Origin of the sequence: Collinsella phocaeensis (assembly GCF_900119895.1) — a bacterium.
Classification (GTDB): Bacteria; Actinomycetota; Coriobacteriia; order Coriobacteriales; family Coriobacteriaceae; genus Collinsella; species Collinsella phocaeensis.
This window is the reverse complement of sequence record NZ_FQLR01000002.1, coordinates 73,427-98,639: the sequence shown is the minus strand read 5'-3', so window position 1 is coordinate 98,639 and position 25,213 is coordinate 73,427. Positions and strand designations below refer to the sequence as shown.

The window sequence follows — 25,213 nt, the reverse complement described above, 5'->3', positions numbered from 1 at the left end:
CCCCATGGGGTTCTACACGTCCCCGTCCTTCTTCATCGCGCTCGCGGCTGTGTCCGCGCCCGCGGTGGCGCTGGGGCTCGCGGGGCGCTCCGTCAGGGGCTACGGCATGGTCGCCTCGTGGGCGATGCTCGCGCTGCTGTTCGCCGGCGACCCGCGGGGCGCCTGCGCGTTCGCCCTGTTCGTCGCGGCGGCGTCGGTCGCGACGTATGCGGTTTGGCGCAGCTGGGCGCGAGAGGGCGGCAACAGGAGCATGGCGGTGTACCGCCTTGCCCTCGCGGCGTGCCTCGCCCCGCTCGTCGCCTGCAAGGTCGGGGCGGTGTTCGACTGCAACCTGCTCGGCTTCATCGGGATCAGCTACGCGACGTTCCGCGCGGTGCAGGTGGTCATCGAGATCCGCGACGGCCTCATTCGCGATATCGCGCCCCTGGACTACCTGTACTTCCTCACGTTCTTCGCGACGTTCACCTCCGGGCCCATCGATCGGTCCCGGCGCTTCGCCTCGGACCTCGCCGCGCCGCGCCCGCGCTCCGCGTACGCCGACCTGCTCGCGCGCGGGACCATGATGCTTCTCGCCGGAGCGGTCCTGCAGCTGGTGCTCGCCACGGTCGCGCGCGGGTTCTACGACCCGGCCTCCGCCCCCGCCGGCACGCTCACCGTCGATGCGCTCGGCCTGCCCGTCGCCGCCCGCGAGGTCCTGCGCGCCTACGGGTACGCCGTGTACCTCTTCTGCGATTTCGCCGGCTACTCGCTCATGGCGATGGGGGCGAGCGCGTGCTTCGGTATCGAGACTCCGGCGAACTTTCGCGCCCCGTACCGCGCGCTCGACATGAAGGACTTCTGGAACCGCTGGCACATCACGCTGTCGACGTGGCTGAGGGACTTCGTGTTCATGCGCTTCGTGCGCGCCGCGACGAGGCGCAAGGTCTTCTCGAGCCGCCTGTCGACGGCGTGCGCCGCCTATGCCGTCGACATGCTCCTCATGGGCGCGTGGCACGGGCTCACGCCCGACTACCTCGCCTACGGTGCCTATCACGGCGTCCTGCTGGCGGCGACCGAGGTCTACCAGAAGCGCTGCGGGTTCCATAAGCGCTACCGCAAGAAGGCCTGGTACCGGGTGCTCACGTGGTTCGTGACGCTGCAGCTCGTGGTGCTCGGCTTCGCACTGTTCTCCGGCCAGGTGGGCGGCCTGCTCGCCCGCGCGTTCGCAGCGTGACCCACGGCCCCGGGCCTCGACGGCTCGGGGCGCCGCCGGCGGGGCGGCACATCCGACGTCTATCAATGCGCGCCCCGCGGCGCGCATGCGAGAAGGGAAACGACATGGAGAGAAACGAACTCGAGAACAGGGTGCTCGATATGCTCGAGGACATCTGCGAGGACGACGCGGTGCGCGAGGAGCGCGATGTCGACCTGTTCGAGGCGGGCCTGCTCGACTCGCTCGCCGCCATCGAGGTGCTCGTGGGCATCGAGGAGGCGTTCGGCGTCGACATAGCCCCGACCGCGGTCGAGCGCGAGGAGATGAACACGGTGAACAAGATCATCGAGCAGATCGCGGTGCGCCTGTGAGGGCGATCGGGTCCGCGCCTGCAGGGGATGGGGCCGCCTCGCCGGCTCTCGCCTCGGGCCCGTCCGTCCGGCCGTTCCGGGTTTCGCCTGGGGCGGGCGGGAAGGGGCGCGGGTCCCGCGGCGCGTCGCCTTCGTCGCCGGACCCCGGGTGCGTCTGGTGCCGGTGGAGGGCTCGCCTTGCGCGCCGCCGCGCGCGCTGCCGCGAGGTTCTCGGCTCCGATTCGATTGGCTCCGCCGCGGCCTGGGCGCTCGCGGCGCTTGCCCTGCTGGCCGTCCTCGCATGGTTCTTCGTCTGCTCGCCCTACGGCGCGCCGGCGGCCCCGGTCTACGCTGAGTTCTAGGAGGTGCACATGAGGCGTCTTGCCGCTATCGGCATCGCGCTTGCGCTCGCGGCGGGCGCCTGCGCCATCGCGTTCACCGGGGGCGGCGTCGCCGGGCTCCCGTCGGAGCTGCTCCGCTCGGAGTATCCCGGGTACGACGAGGTGGCGAGCTGGGAATTCATGTCGGGCGAATACGACGCGCTCGCCGAGGCGGGCGCGTCCCCGGAGGTCGTGCTGGGCTCCTCCGAGCTCAAGCCGGGCCCTGCCGGCCCGGCCCATCCTGCAGCGATGTTTTCGGACGGCCGTTTCGGGGCGACGTCGGTCGTTGCGGGCCGCGCGGGCGCGAACGACTTCTGGCAGGCCATCGAGCTCGGCGCCCTCGCCCCGCGCCTGCCCGAAGGGAGCCGGCGCGCGGTCGTCTTCGTCAGCATGCAGTGGTTCATGTGCTACCGGGACCCGCAGTCCAGCTTCCCGGGCGTCTTCTCGCAGGGCGCCTACGACGCCTTCATGGCGAACGCCTCGATTCCCGACGGCATCAAGCGCCGCGTGGCGGAGCGCGCAGAGGAGTACGGGGCGCACGTCTCGGGCGGTTCGGACGCCTGCCCGCTGGCCCGCGCGACATCCGCCGTCGACCGCGCCGCGCGCGAGCGCGTCGACGACCTGCGCCTCGCCTGGAGGCTCCGCGCGAACGGGGGCGCAGGGGCCCCAGGGGAGGACGGCGCCGCGGCGGACGGATCGGGGCCCGGTCCCGACGACCTTCCCGAGACCGCTTCGGGGGAGCCGGATTGGGAGGGGATCGTCGCCGCGGCGCGCGAGCGCGCGGTGGAGGCCTCCTCGTCGAACGACCTCGGCCTATACGATGCGTGGTACGAGAAGAAGTACGACGCCTGGCTTTCCGGTGCCCAGAGCGGCTGGAAAATCGGAGAGGAAGGGTATTTCAGCGAGCAGGAGCTCGAGGACTTCGAGCTGATGCTCGAGGTGTGCCGGGCGACGGGCGTCGAGCCGCTCGTGGTGATCCAGCCCGTCAAGGGCGCCGTCTACGACCAGACGGCCTATACGCGGGACGTGCGCGCCCGATATTACGACATGGTGCGCTCGGCGTGCGCGCGGGCGGGCGTGCGCACGGCGGATTTCTCGGATCGCGAGTATGACCCGCTCTTCCTGCGCGACTATTCGCATCCGTCGGACTACGGAGCCGCGCTCTACTCCCAGGCGCTGTACGGGTTCTGGCGGGAGTAGGGTTCGACATGGGCGACGCGCGGGATGCGGGTCGTACGGATGGGCGCGCGGGGTTGTCGGCCCGGTTCGGACGGACGCCGAAGTGCGCTGGCGCCCGGCTCCGCTCCCCTCCGCAACGGGTTACATCGATTTTTTTGCTTAACCCCCTGCTTTCTTGGGCAAATTTGGCAATTATATAAGTCGTTTGCGCGAGCACGCGGCCCATCGATTCCCGTGATTTATCAGAAGGTGCGCACAGCCATGAGGACGAGTAATATTAACCCGCTCGCGCGCACCTCGAGCGCGCTTCGGACGCTCTCATGGGGCGATCCCTGCCGGTCAGACCTATATTTGCCATATTTGTCCAATTCAGCAGGGGGTTATGGATTAATTCGTTCAGCCGCCCCCAGCGTCTCCGTCCCGATCCTGGAAGGGAGGGCGGCTAAGCCGTGCCGAAGATGCGGTGTCGGTGGCGGCGATCGCCGCCCTGCGGGGGAATACCGCGTTCGAGTGCGGGTATAAGGAGTTCCACGCTTCCTCGGGCGCCACGCAGCCGGCGCCGTCTGCGCGAAAGGCTCCTATGTTCGATACGCAAACCCGTCGAGCCGCCGCCCTCGTGGCGTTCGGCGTCTGCCTGTATGTCGGCCTCAGCCATCTCGACGTCGTGCTCGGCGTGCTCTCCGCGGTCGTCGACATATTCTTCCCGGTGCTGCTCGGCCTGGGCGTGGCGTTCGTCCTGAACGTTCCCGTCTCCGGTATGGAGCGCCTGCTGCGTCGTGCCGCCTCCGCGCTTCCCGAGGGGCGCCGCCCCGGCGACGGCGCCATCTCCGCCGTGAGCATCGTGCTGGCGCTTCTTGCGATCGTCGGCGTCGCGGTCCTCGCGGTCACCATGCTCGTGCCCCAGCTCGTCGCCTCCGCGCGCTCCGTCGCCCCGCTGCTCACCGAGCGCCTGCCGGAGATCGAGCGCGCGCTCGCCGCCAACGGGGTCGATGTCGACGAGCTCGCCCGCCTCTTCAAGCCGGCTTCCGGCGTCGCGGCGGGCAGCGTCCAAGGGCTGCTCAACTTCGGGCTCGGCTCGATCGCCAACTCGGTCTTCGCGGCGGCCCGCTCGACCGTCTCCATGGTCTCGAGCTTCATCTTCGCGTTCGTCATCGCGGTGTACGTGCTGGCGAGCAAGCGAACCCTCGGCCGTCAGGCCGTCCGCGTGATGGATGCGCACCTCGACCCCCGGGTCGCGTTCCGCATCCGCCATGTCGCCGCTCTCGCGTCGGACACCTACTCCAAGTTCCTTTCCGGCCAGTGTCTCGAGGCGTGCATCCTGGGAACCCTCATCTTTTTCGCCTTCTCGGTCGTCGGCTTGCCGTATGCGGGCCTCATCGGATTCCTGACGGCGCTCTTCGCGTTCATTCCCTACGTGGGCGCCTTCGCCTCGTGCGCGATCGGCGCGTTCCTCACCCTGCTCGCTGCGCCTGAGCAGGCGATTCTGTGCGTGATCGTGTACCTGGTCGTGCAGTTCGTCGAGAACCAGTTCATCTATCCGCACGTCGTGGGGTCTTCGGTCGGGCTGTCCGCGCTGTGGACGCTGATCGCGGCGCTCGTCGGCGGCAACCTGTTCGGCGTGGTGGGCATCGTCTTCTTCATCCCCATCGTCGCGGTGCTCTACGAGCTGTTCCGCGAGTGGACGAACGCCCGGCTTGCCGCCCGTGCCTCGGAGGGACCCGAGCGCGCGTAGCCGTGTCGACGCGGGCGCGTCTCGTGCGCCGGCTCCCGTCGGCCGCCGCCTGTCGGGTGGGCGCGCCCGTGTTGAATCGACCGGCTGGGGAGGGGTTTCGACCCGTTCGTCTCGGCCTGGCGGGGTGGCTGGCGCGCGGGAATTTAAGGCGTTCGCTCGGATAAGCGCATCGATTCGGGGTATCAACAGGTGACGCAACCGATCGATGGGAACGTGCGAGCATGATCGAGATCAGGGACATCACCAAGACCTACACTACGGGCGACTTGGTCCAGCGGGCGCTGGACGGCGTGTCCGTGACCTTCCGCGCCAACGAGTTCGTGGCCGTGCTGGGGCCCTCGGGCTCGGGCAAGACCACGTTCCTCAACATCCTGGGCGGCTTCGACCATGCGGACTCGGGCGACATCGTGGTGAACGGCGTCTCGACGCGCGACTATGGCGATGCCGAATGGGACACCTACCGCAACCACCGCGTGGGCTTCATCTTCCAGAGCTACAACCTCATCCCGCACCAGACGGTGCTCGCCAACGTGGAGCTCGCCCTCACGCTGGCGGGCGTGGACCGCGCCGAGCGCACCCGCCGGGCGATTGCCGCGCTCGAGCGCGTGGGGCTGGGCGCGCACGTGAACAAGAAGCCCTCGCAGCTTTCCGGCGGGCAGATGCAGCGCGTGGCCATCGCCCGCGCCCTGGTGAACGACCCCGAGATCGTGCTGGCCGACGAGCCCACCGGCGCCCTCGACACCGAGACGGGCATCCAGGTGATGGACCTGCTCGCCGAGGTCGCGCGCGAGCGGCTCGTCATCATGGTCACGCACAACCCCCAGCTCGCCGAGGACTATGCTTCGCGCATCGTGCGGATCCAGGACGGGCACATGGTGGGCGACACCAATCCGGTGACGGCCGACGAGCTCTCCGCCGCGCGCGCCGCCGAGGCCGCGCATCCCGATGCGGCCCCGTCGCGCCGATCCTCGATGAGCCTGCTAACGGCGCTGTCGCTTTCATTCAACAACCTGATGACGAAGAAGGGCCGCACGATCATGACGGCCTTCGCGGGATCGATCGGCATCATGGGCATCGCGGCGATCTTGGCGCTGTCCAACGGCGTGAACGGCTACATCGCGAAGGTCGAGCAGGACACGCTTTCGAGCTATCCGCTCACCATCGCGCGGCAGAGCTACGACCTCACGAGCATGATGACCGGGGACGCGGGCGCTGCGGAGACCGATGATGGCGCCGATGCGGATGCGGACGATGGTGCGGAGCAGGGATCGACCTCGAAGGACGTGGCGCCCGAAACGGTGGATCCCAGCAAGCCCATCCCGGTGTTCACGATGCTTTCGGACATGTTCGCGAGCGTGAAGTCCAACGACATGGCGAGCTTCAAGACCTTTCTCGACGGGGATGCCAAGGAGCTCGACGGCGAGGTTTCCGCCATCCAGTACGACTACGGGATCACGCCGCTCGTGTACCGTGCGGACGCGGACGGCGGCGATCCCGTGCAGGTTTCACCTAACGCGATGTCGACCGCCATGTCCGGCGGCGCTTCGAGTGGGGCCATGGCGGGGACCATGATGAGCGGCACCACGGCGTTCAGCGAGATGATCGACAACCCCGAGCTGCTCGACGAGCAGTACGACGTGGTGGCGGGCCGTTGGGCCGAGGCGGCGGATGAATGCGTGCTCGTGCTCTCCGTGCGCGGGAAGATCTCCGATTTCACCCTCTACAGCATCGGCGCGCTCGATCCCGCGGAGCTGAATCGCATGGTGGACAGTACCATGAGCGGGTCCGGCGAGGTCGACGTGCCTGCGGTCAAGGCCGATTTCACCTACGACGACGCGCTGGGCACGAGCTTCAAGGTCCTGAGCCCGTCGGACTCCTATCGCAGGAACGCCGAGACGGGCGGCTGGACCGACATGTCCGACGACGCCGCGTTCATGGCGCGGCAAGTCGCGAACGGCTTGGACCTCAAGGTGGTGGGCGTGGTGCAGCCGAGCCCCACGGCGAAGTCCGCCGCGCTCTCGCAGGGCATCGCCTACACGCACGGGCTCACCGAGGAGCTCATGGCGCGCGCCGCGAACTCCGAGATCGTGCGCCAGCAGCTCGCCGACCCGGAGGTCGACGTCTTCACCGACAAGCCTTTCGCCACCCTGCAGGAGGAGGCGAAGCAGGGCGTCGATCTGTCGAGCCTGTTCACGGTGGATGAATCCGGCCTGCGCAGCGCGTTCAAGGTCGATGCATCGAAGCTGACGGCGGGCCTCGACCTATCGGGCTTCAATCTGGCCGGCGTCGACCTGGGCGGTATCGACATCGATGTCTCGGGCGCGCTGGGGTCGATCGACCTCTCCTCCGTTCTCGCCGGCGCCCCGATGCCCGACCTCGAGGGGATCCTGGGCGATCTGCAGAACGACTCGGTGCTCGACAAGACCCAGCTCGAGCAGGTGGTGGATCTTTCGGGTCAATTCGTCCAGCGGTTCCTGACGGCATGGCTGCCCGCGCATGGCGAGGGGCTTCGCCCCACCGACCCCGATTTCGGCAAGAAGCTGGTAGAGCAGTTCGCCGCGTATGCGACGAGCGATGCGCCGGAGGGCGGCACCGCGCTGCTCGAGCAGGTGGGCGAGGTCGCGGGCAAGCCCGTGTCGGAGCGCCTGGAGCAGATCGTGCGCGCCTACGTGGAGAACGACCTCGCGCCCTATATGGCGACGGCGCTTCAAGGCATGGCGGAGCAGGTGGGCGCGCAGCTTTCCGCGGCTATCGGCGCCCAGCTCCAAGAGGGGCTCGGGCGCGCCATGGCGGCCATGGCCCCGCACCTCGCCCAGCGGCTCGCCGCGAATATGCAGAGCGCGTTCTCGGTGGACGGAGCCGCGTTCGCGAACGCGATCCATTTCAACATGGATGCCGAGGACCTGGCGTCGCTCATGGCGAGCTACGCCAACGCGGGCAAGCTGACGTATGCGAACAACCTGTCGACGCTCGGCTACGCCGATCAGTCCGATCCGCAGGCGGTGAGCATCTATCCGGTGGACTTCCAGGCGAAGGATGCGGTGCTTTCCGCGATCGACCGCTACAACCAGGAGATGCGCGACTCCGGGCAGGAGGACAAGACGATCGTCTACACCGACTACATGGGCGTGCTCATGGGCAGCGTGACGAGCATCGTCAACATGATCTCGCTCGTGCTCATCGCCTTCGTGAGTATCTCGCTCGTGGTGAGCTCGATCATGATCGGCATCATCACCTACATCAGCGTGCTCGAGCGCAAGAAGGAGATCGGCATCCTGCGCGCGATGGGCGCCTCCAAGCGCAATATCGCCAACGTGTTCAACGCCGAGACCTTCATCGAGGGCCTGATCGCCGGCGCGCTCGCCATCGGCGTGGTGGTTGCCGTCTCGTTCCCCGTCAACGCCTGGGCGCTCGCCGAGCACCAGGTGGAGAACGTGATGCAGCTGCCGGTGGCGTCTGCGCTGGGGCTGATCCTCATCTCCGTGCTGCTCACGGTGGTGGCCGGCCTCATCCCGAGCCGCAGTGCCGCCCGTCGCGATCCCGTCGAGGCCCTGCGCAGCGAATAGCCTCGATGCGGAGCCTCAAATTGGGGACAGGCACTTTTTTGAGGCAGACGGGGCTTTGGACGAAGGGGCGGCTGAAGGCCGCGCTCCTCTCAAAAAAGTGCCTGTCCCCTTTTTGAGGGAGGCTAGAGGCGCTGCATGCGGTAGCCAACGCCCACGTGCGTCTGGATCATGGTGGGATGCGACGGGTCGGCCTCGATCTTCTTGCGCAGCGTCCGCATGAACACGCGCAGGCTCGCGATGTCGCTGTCCCAGCTTGTTCCCCAGATCTCATGCGTGATGAACGTATGCGTGAGCACCTTGCCCACGTTCTTGGCGAGCAGTGCGAGCAGCTTGTACTCGGTGGGTGTGAGCTGGAGCTCCTGCCCCGCGATGCTGGCGCAGCCCGCGGCGAAGTCGATATGAAGCGGGCCGTTGTCGAACGTGCTCGCCTCGACCGCGTCCGTCCCCGCCATCCCCGATCGCCGCAGGCTCGCGCGGACGCGCGCAAGCAGCTCCTCGACGGAGAACGGCTTGGTGAGGTAGTCATCCGCACCGGCGTCGAGCGCGCCGATCTTGTCGGAATCCTCGGTGCGCGCGGATATGACGATGATGGGCACCGCCGACCAGCCGCGAATCTTGGAGATGACCTCGACACCGTCGATATCGGGCAGGCCGAGGTCGAGCATGATGAGGTCCGGGTTGCGCGAGGCGGCCTCCATGACGGCGCTCTCTCCGGTCTCGGCCCGCTCGACATCGTAGCCATGCAGGTCGAGCGCCGTCGTGACGAGGTTGCGGACAGCCGGGTCGTCCTCTACCACCAAAATACGCTGCCGCGATGCATCACTCATGTATCTCTACCTCCTCGGCGGGAAGGGTGAACTTGAAGACGGCCCCATGGGGCTGATTATCTCCGACCTCGATGATACCCCCATGCGCCTCGACGATCGCGCGGCAGAGCGACAGCCCCAGCCCGAAGCTGCGGTGCGAATCGACTGGCCTGTTCCTATCGGCGATGAAGAAGCGGTCGAAGACATGCGGCTTGTCGGCGTCTGCGACGCCCGGCCCATCGTCGGCCACCGTTACCACGATGTCCGCACCCGATCGACGCGCCCCTACGGTGACGGTCGATCCCCGCGGCGTGTACTTGAACGCATTCACGATGAGGTTCGTGAGGACCTGCATGATGAGGTGGACGTCGATCCGTGCCAGCAAGATGTCGTCGGTGTGCTCCACCACGAGATGGTGCCCGTGCGCCTCGCGTGCCACATGGGTCATCGCGCCCGCGATGACCTCGTCCATGAGCTCCGTCGTGAGATTGAGATGCAGGTCGCCGTCCTCGACGCGCGTGATGGCGAGCAGGTTCTCCACGGTGTCGATGAGCCAAAGCGAATCATCGTAGATGGCATCGGCGAGTTCGCGGCGCTTTGCCGGCGGCAGCTGATCGCCGCTCTCGCGCAGGACGGCGGCCGACCCCGAGATGGCGGTGAGCGGGGTACGTAGATCATGCCCGAGCGAGCGCAGCAGGTTGGCGCGGAGCTGCTCGTTCTTAGCGAGCACGGCCGCCTCCTCGCGCTCGCGAGCCGCCTTGTCGCTCTCTAGCGCAAGCGCGCACTCGCCCACGATGGACAGCACGATCGAGTTCTCGAATGCCTCGAGCTCGCGTCCCTCCAGCGCGATGCCGATGACGCCGAACACCTCCTTTCCCGCGCGGACGGCCAGGTAGAGGCACTGCGCCTCGGGCAGGGTGCGGGTGCTCGCGCCCGCGTGCTTGTTGTTGGTGAAGGTCCAGGTGGCGACCGCGCGCTCGTACTCCGTGAGAATGCTCGCAGATCGGTCCTGCGTCCCGGCGGGCTCGTAGAGCGCGTCTCCCAGCAGGTCTCCGCTTGCCGGGTAGAAGACGATGTCGAGCCGCAGGAGCTTGATGAGCTGGCTCATGGCCACGCGGGCGCGGGCCTCCATACCCTCGGCCTGCTGAAGGAGCTGGTTCGTCTCGAGCAGCACGCGGGTGCGGAACGCGTTCTTGGCGCTCGCGCGGGCGTTGTTGGTGAGGCGCGCGGTGAGCTCGGCCGCCACCATGGCGGTTACGAACATGATGGCGAACGTCACGAGGTAGCTTCGGTCGTAGCTGTTGAGCGAGAACAGCGGCGTGACGAAGCAGAAGTTGTAGAGCACCACGGAGAGCACGCTCGACAGCAGGGTGCAGGCGCGCCCCTCGGTGGTGACGGCGGTGAGCAGGGCCGTGAGGATGTAGAGCGAGATGATGCTCGAGTCGGCGAAGCCGAGATGCCTGAAGTACGTCCCGATGGCGGTGGCGAGAAGGGAGAGGCCGAGGGTCCGCGCCATGTCGCGCCCTCTCGGCGGGCGAAAGCCGCCGTGCTCGCGACGGTCGTCCGGGCGCGACTCGGGCGCCGCCCGGTCGGGGATGATGTAGATGTCGAGGTTGGGAGCTATGGAGATGAGCTGCTCCACGAGGGATTTGCGCCCGAAGAGGACGTTATGGGCACCCTTCAGCTCGCCGGTCCGCCCCATGACGATCTTGGAGATGCCCGAGAGGCGGGCGAACTCGGCGATCTGGAAGGCGATGTCGTCGCCGTACACCGTCTCCATGTGGGCCCCGAGCTGCTCGGCGAGGGCGATGTTGCCCGACAGCCTACCGCGTTCCTGCTCGCTCATCGCCTGCGTGCGCGGGCTTTCCACGAAAAGGGCGACCAGCTCTCCGCGAAACGCCTTGGCCATGCGCGCGGCTGCCCGGACGATGCGGGGATTGGTCGGCGCCGGGGAGACGCACACGAGGATGCGCTCGCTCGTGTAATAGTCGCGGTTGCCGAGCACGCGCGCGGCGTCTGCCAGGTGCCCCATGCGGTCGGCGCACTTGCGCAGGGCGATCTCGCGCAGGGCGGTGAGGTTCTCGACGGTGAAGAAGTGGTCTTGCGCCCGTTCCGCCTGAGCCTCGCGGTAGACGAGCCCCGCTTGCAGGCGCTCGAGGAGGTCGGCGGGCTCGATGTCCACAAGTTCAACCTGGTCGGCGTCGTCAAAGACGCGGTCGGGGATGCGCTCGCGCACGACGACGCCGGTGATGGAGGCCACCATGTCGTTCAGGCTCTCGATATGCTGGACGTTGACGGTGGTGTACACGTCTATCCCTGCGCGCAGGAGCTCCTCGACGTCCTGGTAGCGCTTCTCATGCCGGCAGCCCGGGGCGTTCGTGTGGGCGAGCTCGTCGACGAGGATGAGCTGCGGCGCGCGCACGATCGCGGCGTCCAAATCGAACTCGGTGAGGGTGATGCCGTTGTGCTCGACGAGCTCGTGCGGCACCTGCTCGAGGCCCCGCACGAGGCGCGCCGTCGCCGGCCGCTCGTGGGGTTCGATGTAGCCGGCCACCACGTCCACGCCGCGTCGTTTCGCGGCGTGGGCCGCTTGCAGCATGGCATAGGTCTTGCCCACGCCGGCCGCATAGCCGAAGAAGATCTTGAGATGTCCGCGCCGTGCATGCTCCTCGTCGCCGTCGGCATCGTGCTCGATGGCCTTGAGAAGCGCATCGGGATCGACGCGGCCATCGGTTGTGTCACGTGGCATGAGACTCCCTTCCGTGGGTTCCCTCGGCGGGCCCGCAACGTCCGCTGCCCGGACGGTCCTGCGCAAGACGGAGCGTCCGCCGGGCGCTCCTTTGCGTGCGGAACTCGCGACGGACCTTGCATGCCGCTCGGGGGAACAGCTCGCTATAGAGTGCTGCGATTAAGTGCGTCGCGCCAGCCCGTGGGCCATATCATTCCGCGCGCAGTTCCGCACGAGCCGAAGGACCCGGTGGGTCCTTCGCGCGAGCAGGACGGTTCGAGCACGGGATGATATGGCCCACGGGCTGGCGCATGGGATGAGTATAGCTGTCCAAAGCTTGCTTTTATGTACACCTACCTGCATCTTTACGGTATCTTAATGCGTGGGCGCGCAACCCTAACACCGCTTTAATGCGCACGGGCGTTTACTATTCTCATGCCGCGTCCCCTTCGGACGCAGCGTGAGGGAAAGAGGCTTCTTCGAAAGGAGCGGGCGCATGGACGTCCTCATTCCGATCATCGGAATCACATGCATCGGACTTCTTATCTACTACATCTACATTCTCATGAGGAGTGATTCGTAAAGCATGAGTGCCATCATTCAGTACGCTCTGTACTTTGCCGTCCTCATCGCGCTCGCCATCCCCCTGGGGAAGTTCATGGCGCGCGTCATGGACGGTGAGCATACGTTTCTGTCGCCCGTGCTTGCCCCGGTCGAGCGAGGCGTCTATCGCCTGCTCCGCATTGACGCGGGGGAGCAGATGGGCTGGAAGCGCTATCTGGCGAGCGTCCTCGCCTTCTCGGGTATCGGGCTCGTGGTGCTCATCGCGCTCCAGATGCTCCAGGCCGTCCTGCCGGGCAACCCGCAGCACCTGCCGGGCGTGTCGTGGGACCTGTCGTTCAACACGGCGGCCTCCTTCATCACCAATACCAACTGGCAGTCCTACTCCGGTGAGACCACCCTGTCCTACCTCGTGCAGTTCATGGGCCTCACCGTGCAGAACTTCGTTTCCGCCGGTACCGGCATCGCGGTCATGTTCGCTCTGATCCGCGGTTTCCGTCAGGTCAAGGAGCAGGGTCTGGGTTCCTTCTGGGTCGACCTCACCCGTACCGTCCTGTACGTGCTCATCCCGCTGAACCTCGTGTTCGGCATCTGCCTGGCTGCCGGTGGCGTCATCTCCAACTTCCAGCCGGCTCAGAAGGCCGAGCTCGTCGAGCCCGTTGCCGTTCAGCCCAATGCCGACGGTGGCTGGAGCGTTATCGACGGCGCCCAGATCGAGGGCGACACCGTCAAGGTCGACGGCAAGGTTGTCGAGGACGCGCGCGTGGTCACCGAGCAGTTCCTGCCCCAGGGCCCCGCGGCCCCCCAGGTCGCCATCAAGCAGTCCGGCACCAACGGCGGCGGCTTCTTCGGCGTGAACTCCGCCCATCCGTATGAGAACCCCAGCGCCTTCACCAACATCATTGAGATGACCAGCCTGCTGCTGATTCCGGCCGCCTGCTGCTTCACCTTCGGTATCGGCGTCAAGAACACCAAGCAGGGCAAGGCCATCTTTGCCGCCATGTTCATCCTGCTGGTGATCTTCACCGGCGTCATCGCCGTCAACGAGCATGCGGGCACCCCGCAGCTGGCCGATAGCGGCGCGGTCAATATCGAGATGACCGACGGCCAGGCCGGCGGCAACATGGAGGGCAAGGAGAGCCGCTTCGGCATCGCCACCTCCTCCACGTGGTCGGCTTACACCACCGCCGCTTCCAACGGCTCGGTTAACTCCATGCACGATTCCTACACCCCGCTGGGCGGTTTTGTCCAGATGCTCCAGATGGCTCTGGGCGAGGTCGTCTTCGGCGGCGTGGGCTGCGGCTTGTACGGCATGATCGGCTTCGCCATCCTCACGGTGTTCATCGCCGGCCTCATGGTCGGACGCACGCCTGAGTTCCTGGGCAAGAAGATCGAGCCGGGTGAGATGCGCTGGGCAGTTGTCCTGTGCCTGGCAACTCCGTTTGCCATTCTGGTGTGCTCGGCCATCGCCTGCATGGTGCCCGGTCTTGCCGACCAGCTCAACAATGGTGGCGCGCACGGCTTCTCCGAGGTGCTGTATGCCTTCACCTCATGCGGCGGCAACAACGGCTCGGCGTTTGCGGGCATGAACTGCAACATTCCCTGGATCAACGTCATACTCGGCCTTGAGATGCTGTTCGCCCGCTTCATGCCCATCGTCGGTACGCTGGCCATCGCCGGCTCGCTGGCCAAGAAGGGTAAGGTCGCCGAGAGCGCCGGTACCCTGTCTACCACCAACGGCATGTTCGTATTCCTGCTCGTGTTCATCGTTCTGCTGATCGGTGCCCTGAGCTTCTTCCCGGCCCTGGCGCTTGGCCCCGTTGCCGAGTTCTTCCAGATGATTGCGTAAAGGAGGGCGCAGATTTATGGCTATGCAAAAAGACATGATGGGCCGCGCGGTCCGCGACTCGTTTGCCAAGCTGGATCCTCGCGTCCAGATTCAAAACCCGGTCATGTTCCTGGTGTGGCTTTCCGCCGTCATGACCTCCGTCCTGGCCGTCGCTTCCGTCTTCGGTGTGCAGGACGCGGGTGTGCCCACCTACTATGTGGTCGCCATCGCGGTCATCCTGTGGCTCACCGACCTGTTCTCGAACTTTGCCGAGGCGCTTGCCGAGGGCCGCGGTAAGGCTCAGGCCGATTCCCTGCGTGCGGCCAAGAAGGATGTCGAGGCCCATCGCATCGAGTCCGTCGAGGACAAGGAGCACTTCACCGTCGTTCCCGGCACCGAGCTCACGCGCGGCGACCTGGTGATCGTACGCGCCGGCGAGCAGATTCCCGGCGACGGCGACGTCATCGAGGGCGCTGCCTCCGTTGACGAGTCCGCCATCACCGGCGAGTCCGCCCCCGTGGTCCGCGAGGCTGGCGGCGACCGCTCTGCCGTTACCGGCGGTACCACGGTGCTGTCCGACTGGATCATTGTCAAGATCTCCAGCGAGCCCGGCCAGAGCTTCCTGGACAAGATGATCGCGATGGTCGAGGGCGCCGCGCGCAAGAAGACCCCTAACGAGATCGCCCTGGAGATCTTCCTGGTGGCCCTCTCCATCGTCTTCATCTTGGTCACGCTGGCCCTCTATTGCTACTCCTGCTTCTCGGCCGGCCTTAACGACATGGCCAACCCCACGTCTGTGACCACGCTCGTGGCGCTGCTCGTGTGCCTGGCTCCCACCACCATCGGCGCGCTGCTGTCCGCCATCGGCATCGCCGGCATGAGCCGTCTGAACGAGGCCAACGTGCTGGCCATGTCCGGCCGCGCCATCGAGGCCGCCGGCGACGTCGACATCCTCATGCTCGACAAGACCGGCACCATCACCCTGGGTAATCGCCAGGCGTCTGAGTTCATCCCGGTCGACGGCGTCGATCCCGCGGAACTCGCCGACGCCGCGCAGCTCTCCTCGCTGGCCGACGAGACCCCCGAGGGCAGATCCATCGTCGTGCTCGCCAAGGAGCAGTTCGGCCTGCGCGGACGCACGCTCGAGGACAAGGGCATGGAGTTCATCCCGTTCACCGCGGCGACGCGTATGTCCGGCGTGAACTACGAGGGCAATGAGATCCGCAAGGGCGCTGCCGATTCCGTGCGCGCCTATGTGGAGGCAGCCGGCGGCGTGTTCTCCGCCGAGTGCGACGAGGTCGTTGAGCGCATCGCCAAGGCCGGCGGCACCCCGCTGGTCGTGGCCAAGAACCGCCGCGTGCTGGGCGTTGTGTACCTCAAGGACATCATCAAGTCCGGCGTTAAGGAGAAGTTCGCCGACCTGCGCAAGATGGGCATCAAGACCATCATGGTGACGGGCGACAACCCGCTCACTGCCGCGGCAATCGCCGCCGAGGCCGGCGTGGACGACTTCCTGGCCGAGGCCACCCCCGAGGGCAAGCTCGAGAAGATCCGCGAGTTCCAGCGCGAGGGTCACCTGGTCGCCATGACCGGCGACGGCACCAACGACGCACCGGCTCTGGCTCAGGCCGACGTCGCCGTGGCCATGAACACGGGCACCCAGGCTGCCAAGGAGGCCGGCAACATGGTCGACCTCGACTCCAGCCCCACCAAGCTCATCGATATCGTGCGCATCGGCAAGCAGCTGCTCATGACCCGCGGTTCGCTCACGACCTTCTCGGTGGCCAACGACGTGGCGAAGTACTTCGCTATCATCCCGGCCCTGTTCTCGCCGATCTACCCGGGCCTTGGCGCGCTCAACATCCTCGGTCTGGCAAGCCCGCTGTCCGCGGTTCTTTCGGCCATCATCTATAACGCGCTCGTTATCGTCGCGCTGATCCCGGCCGCGCTGAAGGGCGTTAAGTACCGCGAGGTCCCGTCCGGACAGCTGCTGACCCACAACCTGCTCGTGTGGGGTCTGGGCGGCATCATTGCCCCGTTCGTATTCATCAAGCTCATCGACATGCTGCTCGCGTTCTGCGGCATTATGTAAGTGGAGGTCTGTATGTTCAAAGGTGTTGCATCGCGCGCACTGGGCGTGTTCGCGCTGTTTACCGTTGTCTGCGGCCTGGGCTATACGCTCGTCGTGACCGGCATCGCCCAGGTTGCGTTCCCGTATCAGGCGAACGGTTCGCTCATCAAGGTCGACGACAAGATCGTGGGCTCCGAGCTGATCGGTCAGAACTTCGAGGATGAGGACCACATGTGGGGCCGCATCCAGAACGTGTCGGTGGTCGAGGATGAGAACGGTGAGCTCATGGCCTACTCCGCTCCGTCCAACCTGTCTCCGGCAAGTGAGGAGTATCAGGAGCTCGTGGATGCGCGCGTCGAGAAGATTCGCGCCGCGAACCCCGATGCCGACATGGATGCGGTCCCGGTGGACCTGGTGACCTGCTCCGGTTCCGGCCTCGATCCCGAGATCTCTCCGGATGCGGCCGAGTATCAGGTTCCGCGCCTGGCCAAGGCTACCGGCAAGAGCGAGGACGAGGTGCGCGAGATCATCGCCCAATGCACCAAGGGCCGATTCCTGGGCGTCTTCGGTGAGCCCACGGTCAACGTGCTCAAGGTGAACCTCATGTTGGATGGTGTGCTGTAGGCGGCGTTTTCGACTAGAGATGCTTGCATGCCCCCGGTGCGGTCGCGCCGGGGGCATGCTTGTTTTAACCAGCGGTTAGATTTCCTGCCGAAAACATGAGGGCGTGTCAATTGTGTTGGCGGTCGCTAGCTGATGAAATAGATGCCAAGCAGCTGCGGTATATCGTCCTTAGGCGAAAGGAAAGACATGCACATCTCAGAGATTATTCGCTCTCGCCGTCGCGAGCTCGGTATGACTCAGGAGCAAGTGGCGCAGCGTCTCGGTGTTTCGGCCCCTGCGGTCAACAAATGGGAGCGCGGGATATGCTATCCGGATATCACGCTCATCCCTTCGCTTGCTCGCCTGTTCGAAACGGATGCAAATACGCTGCTGTCGTTCGAGCCGGAGTTGGGAGAGGAAGAGAGCCTGGCAATACAGCGCGAAGTCGATCGACTGGTGCGTGAAGAGGGATACGATGCGGGCTTCGATTACGCGCAGGAGAAGATGCGCCTATATCCGACGAGCGATGAGCTGGCCATCGTTCTTACGCAGTATCTCGACGGCTCGCTCACGCTTCGGCAAGTAGCGGATGCCGAGGGGTATCGGCCAGCGCTTGACGATGCGTATGCGCGTTTGGCGAAGAGCGCCGTGCCGGCGGTGAGGGATCAGGCGTCCGCAATGCTCATCGCGAAAGCCATGCAGAAAGAACGGTATGAGGACGCTCAGCGTATCCTGGACGGCATCCCCGACCGCACGGTGGATAAGGAGGAGCGCCAGGCTATCTTGTATGCGCGCGAGGGGAGAGACGAGGACGCCGCACGCACTTGGGAGGCCCGCGTGATTCGCATCGCCGCCGATTTGATGGGGGCGATTGTCGGGTTGATCGAAATTGCCTTGAGGGATGGCCGCAAAGATGATGCGCTCGAATGCGCGCACCGCGCTCAGTTGGCATTCGAGGCACTTGGTCAGCCTGTATGGATGGGTCTGATGCCGCGGCTGGCGGCCGTGACGGTGGCGGGCGACGCCGATGAGGCAATCGAGCTTCTTGATGCCGTTATGGCTTCGCTGCACGGGAATGACTCCGCATCGCTCCAAGGACCGCTCTACCGCTACTCGGACCTGAACGACCTGACAGATTTGACCTCCAGAATGGGCGCACTGCTGCTTTCGGAAGTCGAGAGTGAAGACGAGTATGCTTTTGTGCGCGCAGTCCCTGCCTACCGTTCGTTCTTGGAGAAATGGAAGGCCGTGGGTTCGGTGTAGGGAATCCGATCCGGCCCTCAAAGCACGGGCGTTTTTGGCCGCGAACGGAGCGGTTGTCTTTACTTTGATTCGCTTCGAGTGGGCGACAGGCCTCCGGGTATGGCCAGAGGGGGCTGTGGGTGGGCCTCTCAGATTGGGGACAGGCACTTTTCTGAGGCGGACGGGGCTTTGAACGAAGGGGCGGCAGCTGAAGACCGCGCTCTTCTCGAAAAAGTGCCTGTCCCCTTTTTGAGGGAGGTTGGCGGGGGCTCCCTTTGACACGGTATCGAACCTCTCAATTTGGTGCCTGTCCCCTTTTTGAGAGGCGGGTGCCGGTTGATGCGGAGGGTCCGTGAGCGGCGGTTCGGCTTCATTCGCCGAGTTATCGGTCTTGCGGCGGACGAGGTGGGTAGGACTCCGGATAGCACCGGGGTTCGGCGCGAAGGCGATGACGGAAAGGAGCCATCATGTCTGGATACGAGATCTTGATGCTGTTGGCGGTTGTCGCGCTGCTCGCGATCGCGGCGTTCTTCGCCGTCCCGCGCGTCATGCGCACATGGTCGGCGGCGACGTCGCCCGCGGACGAGCGCCTCGAGTACGCCGCCCAGGTCGGCAAGGCGGTCGACCAGGGTTCGGCGCCCACGGCGAGGGGTGAGCGCGAGCGCGCTGGCCATCGCGAGATCGAGGGCGCGCCGATTCGCCAGCTGTAGGACGGTTGATGCCCTGCATGGGGCGCCGTGCGACGGGGCGCGGGCCTTCGGGTCCGCGCCCGTTTCGTTTTCGGGGCCCTTCTGGCCCCTCCGTCGGCGGTCCGTCCGCAGGGAGACGGCCTGCGGGTAGGGGCAGGGCATGATGTTATTCCCTGCCGGCGATAAGCGGTTTCGGAGCGTTCTCCCGCATCCTGTGCCTCCGCGCCTCGCAGGAACCTTACGGTTTTGTTCGCCACGTGTAAGCAGAATCGATGGCGACCGTACCATGCGCCCGCGAGAATGGATGCCGTCAAGACGTTCGGAGGGATCATCATGCGACTGCTTCTCAAGCTCGCCATCGGCAACGTGCGCCGCAGCGCGCGCGACTACTCGGTGTACCTCGTCACGCTCGGGTTCGCGGCGTGCCTGCTGTACTCGTTCGTGGCGTCGACCGACCACCTGCGCGCCATGGGACTCTCGTCCGAGCAGATGGGCGTGCTGGGGAGCGCGGGCGACGTCTTGCAGGCGTTCTCCGTCTTCACGGTGCTCGTGTTCCTCTTCCTGGTGCGCTACGCCAACCGCTTCCTGCTGCGCCGGCGCAAGCGCGAGTTCGCCCTCTACGAGCTGTGCGGCATGGGGCGCGGCGCGGTATCGGGCGTGCTCGTGGCCGAGACGGCGCTCGTGGGCGCCGGGGCGCTGGCGTGCGGCCTGGGGGCGGGCGCGGCGCTATCGCCCGCGTTCGGCGCGGTCGCGGCGTTCGTGTTCGACGTTCCCTGGAGGCTCGCGTTCTCCTTCTCGCCGGACGCTGCGGTATGGACCGCCGGGTGCTTCGCCGTGGTGTTCGCGGTGAACGCGGCGGACGGCGCGCGCGACATCGCGCGGCGCCCGCTGATCGAGCTCATGTCCGCCGAGCGCGCGCCGGAGCGCATGCGCCTCGGCGGCCGGGTCGCGCGGGGCGGCCAGGCGGTGCTCGCCGCGGTCCTGCTCGCGGTCGTATGGGGCTCGTGCGTGTTCCAACCGGTGTACTTCATCGCGTTCATCATCCCCATGGGCTTCGCCGCCTGCTTCGCCACGTCGCTCGTCGCGCGCCTGGGCGTGGCCGCGTGGGGCGATCGGGTGCGCGGGCGCTCCGAGCGGTACTGGGACGGGCTCACCGCCTTCACGGTACGGCAGGTCGAGGCGCGCGTGTCCAGCACCTCGATGGCGCTCGCCTGCGTATGCGTGCTCGTCGCGGTGGCCGTGTGCATGATGGTCGCGGGATTCGTCTTCAGCATCGGGCTGCGCACGCCCGAGATGGTCTCGGCCGGCATCGCGGCGTCGATGGCGCCGATCGGCTACATCGGCATCTTCTACGGGGCGGTGTTCCTGCTGAGCGCCGTCGCGGTGCTCGCGCTCCAGCAGCTTTCGGGCGCGGTCGATGCGCGGCGCGCGTACGGGGTGCTGGGACAGCTCGGGTGCGACCGCGCCCTCATGCGCGCGTCCGTGCGCCGGCAGCTCGCGCTCTACTTCGCCGCGCCGCTCGCCGGGGCACTCGTCCACGACGTCTTCGGGCTGTTCCTCGTGGCGTTCCTCGCGTTCGCGATCGGTGCCGAGGGCTTGCTTGCGATCGTCGCGGGCGTGCTCGCCTTCACGATCGGCCTCATGGCGGCGTACGGGGCGATCACCGCCCGCGCCGTCGAGCGCGTGGTGCTGGAAACCTCAGAAAGGGGACAGGCACTTTTCTGAGGTCGCGGCCCTCGCACCGTCCGCTACCACTTTTTTGAGGTCACGGCCCTCGCGCCGTCCGCTACGATGGCTTCGTCTCGTCTGCGCCTCAAATTAGTGCCTGTCCCCTTTCTGAGGCTTTTCTGAGGCTGCCCGCCGGCGGAGCGCTCCGCATGTCACAGCTTTTTCTCAGCTTGCTCGGGTATCCTTCTTCTTGAATCGACGATGGGGGAGGTGCCCGATGCGCATCTTGCTTTGCGAGGATGCTCCGCGCTTGGCGGAGGCGGAGGCCGAGGTCCTGCGCAAGCAGGGCTATGGTGTCGACATCGCGACGGATGGCGAGCGCGCTGAAGAGCTCGCCCTCACCGGGGCGCACGATTGCGTGCTGCTCGATATCATGCTGCCGAAAAAGAGCGGCTTGGAGGTTCTGCAGGTCCTGCGGACGGCGGGCTCATCGGTACCGGTGATCCTGCTCACCGCACGCACGGGCGTGGACGATCGCGTCGCGGGCCTCGACGCCGGTGCGGACGACTACCTGCCCAAGCCGTTCCATGCAAGCGAGCTTCTCGCGCGGATCCGCGCGGTGACGCGCCGCCCGCTGGCGATACGGCCCCCGCGCGCCCTCGCGTCCTTCGGCGCCGAGCTCGATGTGCGCGGCCTCTCGCTTCGCGTCGCCACGGCGGCGGGGGCCGGCGATATCGCTCTCACGCCCCGCGAGGCGCAGCTGCTCGAGAGACTTATGGCGCGCGTCGGCGCGCCCGTCGCGAAGGGCGACCTCGTCGCGAGCCTCTGGGGTCCGTCAACCATCGGCGGCGAGAACCGGCTCGAGGTGCTCGTGCATGCACTGCGCGGGAAGCTTGAGAAGGCGGGCGCGATGCCCCGGATTGAGACGGTCCGCGGCGTCGGGTATCGCTGGGCGATGTGACGCGGGTCGGGAAGAGGGGAGACGATGATGGGCGCGAAGCATGCGAGCGGTGCGAAAGAGAGGGACGGGCTAGCCGCGACGTATCGCCGCCTATGGCTGACGTCCAGCGTGCTGGCATGCGCCGTCCTCGTGGTGGCGCTCACGGGCGCTTGGGGGTTCTCCGCCACGACGGCGTACGAGTCCGCCGCGACCCTGCTGTACGGCACCATGACCTCCGAGAGGCCCGAGCCAGACGTGCTGCTCGGCGGATATGCCACGGCATCCGAGGCCGTCGCAGCCTACACATGGCCCGAGCGGGGCGATTTTCTGCCCATGAGTGTTGGACGCGATATCGCGACATGGGACGGCCTGCCGGGGTTCCACGAGGCCTTCGTCGCGCTGTACGCTCCAGATGACACGGTGACGTTGCTGCGGCGCCCATCGCGCGTGACGACGGGCGAGGACTCGGACTTCACCGACGGGGAGGCTGCCGAGCTGATCGAGCGTGCGAGCGATGCCTTCGCGTCCGGTCGCGCGCGCTTCTGGTGGGAGCGCCTGATCACGGTGGGCGGTCGGACGTTCCTGTGGGACAGCGCGGTGGCCTGCGTCAACCCGGACTATGATCCCGAGACGGGGGAGAATTCGGACACCGCGTGGTATGCGAGCGGCGACTTGCAGGATTACGTGGCGGACGGCCACCTCGCCGGGCGCATGCTCGGCATGCTCGACGTGACGCCCGACGTTGTCTCCCTCACCTCGCTGGCCAAGATGCTCGCTGTGCTGGGGGCGGTCGGTTGCCTGTTGTTGGCGCTCGTGTGCCGTCGCATGGTCCGTCGCGCGCTCAAGCCCGCCGAGGATGCCGCCGAACGGCAGCGCGCGTTCATCGTGCGGGCGTCGCATGAGCTCAAGACGCCCCTCGCGTCGCTTTCCGCCACGATCGACGCGCTGGAGGCGAACGAGGAGGAGACCGTCGGCAGCCAGCGCCGCTGGCTGGACAACATGCGCGAGGAGGTCGACGCCATGGCGGCGCGCGTCTTCGAGCTGCTGGCCGGCCTGTAGTCCAGGGATTGTGCCTCTCAGAAAGGGGACAGGCACTTTTTTGAGAGCTCTGTGGCGGGCCGCGGGATGAGCGTCGCCACCAAGGTCCGCATCATGGTCATGGTGACGCTGCTGCTCTCGATCGGGTTCGCGCTCATGGGCGGCGCGCCCGTCGGCCGCGCGGTGCTCGTCATCGTGTGGCTTGGCCACGTCGCGTACTTCGTTTTCGGCGTCAAGACCGCACGCTGACCTCGGCGGCAGGCCCTCGGAAAGGGCCCTCAGAAAGGGGACAGGCACTTTTTTGAGACAGGGACCGCACTTTGAAGCGGTGCGCTTCGCGGCCGCCTTGGCGCTCGGGAAAGCGACGGTCGCTTCGAGCTCTCAAAAAAGTGCCTGTCCCCTTTCTGAGGTTCTTTCTGAGGTTTCGTTTCGAGTGCGTGAACTTGCAGAGCTACCTATCGGCGCTGTGGGCTGGTAGTACACTAAAACCCCGTGGAAGTAAGCATCTTCGACGGGAAAGCGCAGGCAAACACCATGACAAAGCATATATTCGTGACCGGCGGCGTGGTCAGCTCGCTGGGCAAGGGCATCACCGCGGCATCGCTCGGCCGCCTGCTCAGGGCGCGCGGCTACCGTGTGACCATGCAGAAGGCCGACCCGTATCTCAACGTGGACCCGGGCACCATGAGCCCGTTCCAGCACGGCGAGGTGTTCGTCACCGAGGACGGCTACGAGAGCGATCTCGACCTCGGCCACTACGAGCGCTTCATCGACGAGAACCTCACGCGCGACTCTAACTTCACCACGGGCGCCATCTACCAGGACCTCATCGCGCGCGAGCGCCGCGGCGATTTCCTCGGCGGCACGGTGCAGGTCATCCCGCACGTGACGAACGCCATCAAGGCCAAGTTCCGCGGCGTCGAGGAGCAGACGGACGCCGACGTGGTCATCACCGAGCTCGGCGGCACGATCGGCGACATCGAGGGCCAGCCGTTCGTCGAGGCCATCCGCCAGTACAAGAAGGACGCCGGCGCCGAGAACGTCTGCTACATCCACGTTTCGCTCGTGCCCTATATCGCGGCGGCCCACGAGGTGAAGACCAAGCCCACGCAGCACTCCGTCAAGGAGCTGCGGAGCTTCGGCATCCAGCCCGACATCATCGTGCTGCGCAGCGACCACCACATCGACGACGACGTGCGCGCCAAGATCGCCTCGTTCACCGACGTGGACATGGATTGCGTGTTCACCTGCGAAGACGCCCCGTCCATCTACGATGTGCCGCGCATGATGGCCGAGCAGGATTTCGACCTGCGCGTCTGCGAGCGTCTGGGGCTCGATCCACGCGAGCGCGACATGGCGGATTGGGAGAGGTTCCTCGCCGCGAAGGACCATGCGGAAAACGAGGGCGACCCCGTGAAGATCGCGCTCGTGGGCAAGTACACCCAGCTGCCCGACGCGTACCTCTCCGTCATCGAGGCGCTGCACCACGCGGGCACGCACCTGGGCAAGCACGTGGAGGTCGAGCTCGTCGACGGCGAGGCGCTCTCCGATGACAACGCCGAGCAGGTGCTGGGCGACGCGTCGGGCATCCTCGTGCCGGGCGGCTTCGGTAAGCGCGCCTTCGACGGCAAGATCGCCGCGGCCCGCTACGCGCGCGAGCACCGGGTGCCGTATCTGGGTATCTGCCTGGGGATGCAGGTCGCCGTGTGCGAGTTCGCGCGCGACGTGCTGGGCTATGCGGATGCGAGCTCGTCCGAGTTCGACCCGCAGTGCGCGCACGCCGTCATCGACCTGCTCGACGAACAGGAGGGCGTGACCGAGAAGGGCGGCACCATGCGCCTGGGCGCGTACCCGTGCGCGTTGGTCGAAGGCACGCTCGCAGCGGAGGCGTACGGCGAGCCGCTGGTGCACGAGCGCCATCGCCATCGTTACGAGTTCAACAACGCGTACCGCGAGGAGCTGGAGGCGGCCGGCTTGGTCGTGTCCGGCACGAGCCCGGATGGCGAGCTGGTCGAGATGGTCGAGCTGCGCCGCGACCTGCACCCGTGGTTCGTCGCCACGCAGGCGCACCCCGAGTTCAAGAGCCGCCCCACGCGTCCGCACCCGCTGTTCCGTGAATTCGTTCGTGCGGCCGCGGAGTAAGCGTGCCACGTTCTCAAATAGGGGACAGGCACTTATTTGAGACCCTCGTTTGAGGCTCAGGGGGCTGCAGGTGAACCACGCCCGCAGCCCCCTTTCGTGCGCAAGGGCGACTCCGCCTCAAATTGGGGCGGGCACTCATTCGAGCCGCGCGGCGGGCGAGGACGGCGGGCGTTCCGGACGCCGCATGCGACGGGGAGAGGACGGCGCGTCTCTACGGTGCGTAGGTTGGCGCGCGGGTAACCGGCACGCATAATGCAAGCGTGCGCATCTATTGAGCCGGCCAGCTTCATCGCCTATGTGACACCGGATACGGTTCGGCTGAAGAAGCTCTACCCCGAACAGGCCGCCGAGGCGCGCTTCGCCATGCGCGGCAGCGGCGTGGTCTATCTGTACTGCAACCGTCATGGCCTGTTCCGGATGAAGACCCCGCGCGTCGAGCGCGCTCATACATCGCGGCTGCCTTTCTAATGCGCGCACACGCCTCGATTTGGGGACAGG

The 25,213-nt window shown here is 66.4% G+C and carries 18 protein-coding genes; 16 read left to right on the top strand and 2 right to left on the bottom strand.

Going from position 1 to position 25,213, the window contains the following annotated elements; genetic code table 11:
• Positions 1 to 4: 4 nt before the first annotated feature.
• The 5 genes from dltB to BQ7355_RS00445 all read left to right on the top strand — a co-directional run bounded on the left by dltB (position 5) and on the right by BQ7355_RS00445 (position 8,399).
• Positions 5 to 1,213 (top strand): D-alanyl-lipoteichoic acid biosynthesis protein DltB, encoded by a 1,209-nt coding sequence (gene dltB, locus BQ7355_RS00465; protein ID WP_072414409.1) that lies wholly within the window; start codon positions 5 to 7, stop codon positions 1,211 to 1,213.
• 104 nt (positions 1,214 to 1,317) lie between these two features.
• The gene (gene dltC, locus BQ7355_RS00460) at positions 1,318 to 1,563 is read left to right on the top strand and encodes a D-alanine--poly(phosphoribitol) ligase subunit DltC (protein ID WP_072414408.1); all 246 of its coding nucleotides are present in this window, start codon (positions 1,318 to 1,320) and stop codon (positions 1,561 to 1,563) included.
• A gap of 350 nt (positions 1,564 to 1,913) precedes the next feature.
• Entirely contained in the window at positions 1,914 to 3,122 is a 1,209-nt protein-coding gene (locus tag BQ7355_RS00455) for a D-alanyl-lipoteichoic acid biosynthesis protein DltD (protein WP_072414407.1), read from the top strand.
• A gap of 559 nt (positions 3,123 to 3,681) precedes the next feature.
• Entirely contained in the window at positions 3,682 to 4,833 is a 1,152-nt protein-coding gene (locus BQ7355_RS00450; protein WP_072414465.1) for an AI-2E family transporter, read from the top strand.
• Between the two features lie 221 nt (positions 4,834 to 5,054).
• Positions 5,055 to 8,399, top strand: coding sequence for an ABC transporter ATP-binding protein/permease (locus BQ7355_RS00445; protein WP_072414406.1), 3,345 nt, complete (start codon positions 5,055 to 5,057; stop codon positions 8,397 to 8,399).
• A 122-nt stretch (positions 8,400 to 8,521) separates the two neighbouring features.
• Here BQ7355_RS00445 and BQ7355_RS00440 read toward each other — a convergent pair whose 3' ends face one another.
• Together BQ7355_RS00440 and BQ7355_RS00435 are read right to left on the bottom strand one after the other, a co-directional pair.
• A complete protein-coding gene (locus tag BQ7355_RS00440; RefSeq protein WP_072414405.1) occupies positions 8,522 to 9,226 on the bottom strand; it encodes a response regulator in 705 nt (234 codons plus the stop codon).
• Positions 9,219 to 11,954, bottom strand: a complete 2,736-nt coding sequence (locus BQ7355_RS00435) for a sensor histidine kinase (protein WP_072414404.1) — start codon at positions 11,952 to 11,954, stop codon at positions 9,219 to 9,221. Before BQ7355_RS00435 ends, BQ7355_RS00440 begins: the two co-directional genes overlap by 8 nt.
• A gap of 565 nt (positions 11,955 to 12,519) precedes the next feature.
• On the opposite strand from BQ7355_RS00435, the gene kdpA reads away from it, so the two are divergent.
• The 11 genes from kdpA (at position 12,520) to BQ7355_RS00385 (ending at position 25,183) form a co-directional block, all read left to right on the top strand.
• Complete coding sequence (gene kdpA, locus BQ7355_RS00430; protein ID WP_072414403.1) at positions 12,520 to 14,343, top strand: potassium-transporting ATPase subunit KdpA; 1,824 nt, start codon at positions 12,520 to 12,522, stop codon at positions 14,341 to 14,343.
• A gap of 16 nt (positions 14,344 to 14,359) precedes the next feature.
• The gene (gene kdpB / locus BQ7355_RS00425; RefSeq protein ID WP_072414402.1) at positions 14,360 to 16,414 is read left to right on the top strand and encodes a potassium-transporting ATPase subunit KdpB; all 2,055 of its coding nucleotides are present in this window, start codon (positions 14,360 to 14,362) and stop codon (positions 16,412 to 16,414) included.
• Positions 16,415 to 16,426: 12 nt separating this feature from the next.
• Complete coding sequence (gene kdpC, locus BQ7355_RS00420) at positions 16,427 to 17,017, top strand: potassium-transporting ATPase subunit KdpC (protein ID WP_072414401.1); 591 nt, start codon at positions 16,427 to 16,429, stop codon at positions 17,015 to 17,017.
• A 186-nt stretch (positions 17,018 to 17,203) separates the two neighbouring features.
• Positions 17,204 to 18,259, top strand: coding sequence for a helix-turn-helix domain-containing protein (locus BQ7355_RS00415; protein WP_072414400.1), 1,056 nt, complete (start codon positions 17,204 to 17,206; stop codon positions 18,257 to 18,259).
• A gap of 446 nt (positions 18,260 to 18,705) precedes the next feature.
• A complete protein-coding gene (locus tag BQ7355_RS00410; protein WP_072414399.1) occupies positions 18,706 to 18,948 on the top strand; it encodes a hypothetical protein in 243 nt (80 codons plus the stop codon).
• A gap of 312 nt (positions 18,949 to 19,260) precedes the next feature.
• Positions 19,261 to 20,652, top strand: a complete 1,392-nt coding sequence (locus BQ7355_RS00405; RefSeq protein ID WP_205407534.1) for an FtsX-like permease family protein — start codon at positions 19,261 to 19,263, stop codon at positions 20,650 to 20,652.
• Positions 20,653 to 20,872: 220 nt separating this feature from the next.
• Positions 20,873 to 21,556 (top strand): response regulator transcription factor, encoded by a 684-nt coding sequence (locus tag BQ7355_RS00400; RefSeq protein WP_072414398.1) that lies wholly within the window; start codon positions 20,873 to 20,875, stop codon positions 21,554 to 21,556.
• 24 nt (positions 21,557 to 21,580) lie between these two features.
• Positions 21,581 to 22,594, top strand: a complete 1,014-nt coding sequence (locus tag BQ7355_RS00395; RefSeq protein ID WP_072414397.1) for a histidine kinase dimerization/phospho-acceptor domain-containing protein — start codon at positions 21,581 to 21,583, stop codon at positions 22,592 to 22,594.
• A 66-nt stretch (positions 22,595 to 22,660) separates the two neighbouring features.
• Positions 22,661 to 22,822, top strand: a complete 162-nt coding sequence (locus tag BQ7355_RS09005; protein ID WP_143761625.1) for a DUF454 domain-containing protein — start codon at positions 22,661 to 22,663, stop codon at positions 22,820 to 22,822.
• A gap of 285 nt (positions 22,823 to 23,107) precedes the next feature.
• On the top strand, positions 23,108 to 24,715 hold the full coding sequence (locus BQ7355_RS00390; RefSeq protein WP_072414396.1) for a CTP synthase: 1,608 nt from the start codon (positions 23,108 to 23,110) through the stop codon (positions 24,713 to 24,715).
• Positions 24,716 to 24,967: 252 nt separating this feature from the next.
• A complete protein-coding gene (locus tag BQ7355_RS00385) occupies positions 24,968 to 25,183 on the top strand; it encodes a hypothetical protein (protein WP_072414395.1) in 216 nt (71 codons plus the stop codon).
• The last annotated feature ends 30 nt before the right edge of the window (positions 25,184 to 25,213 follow it).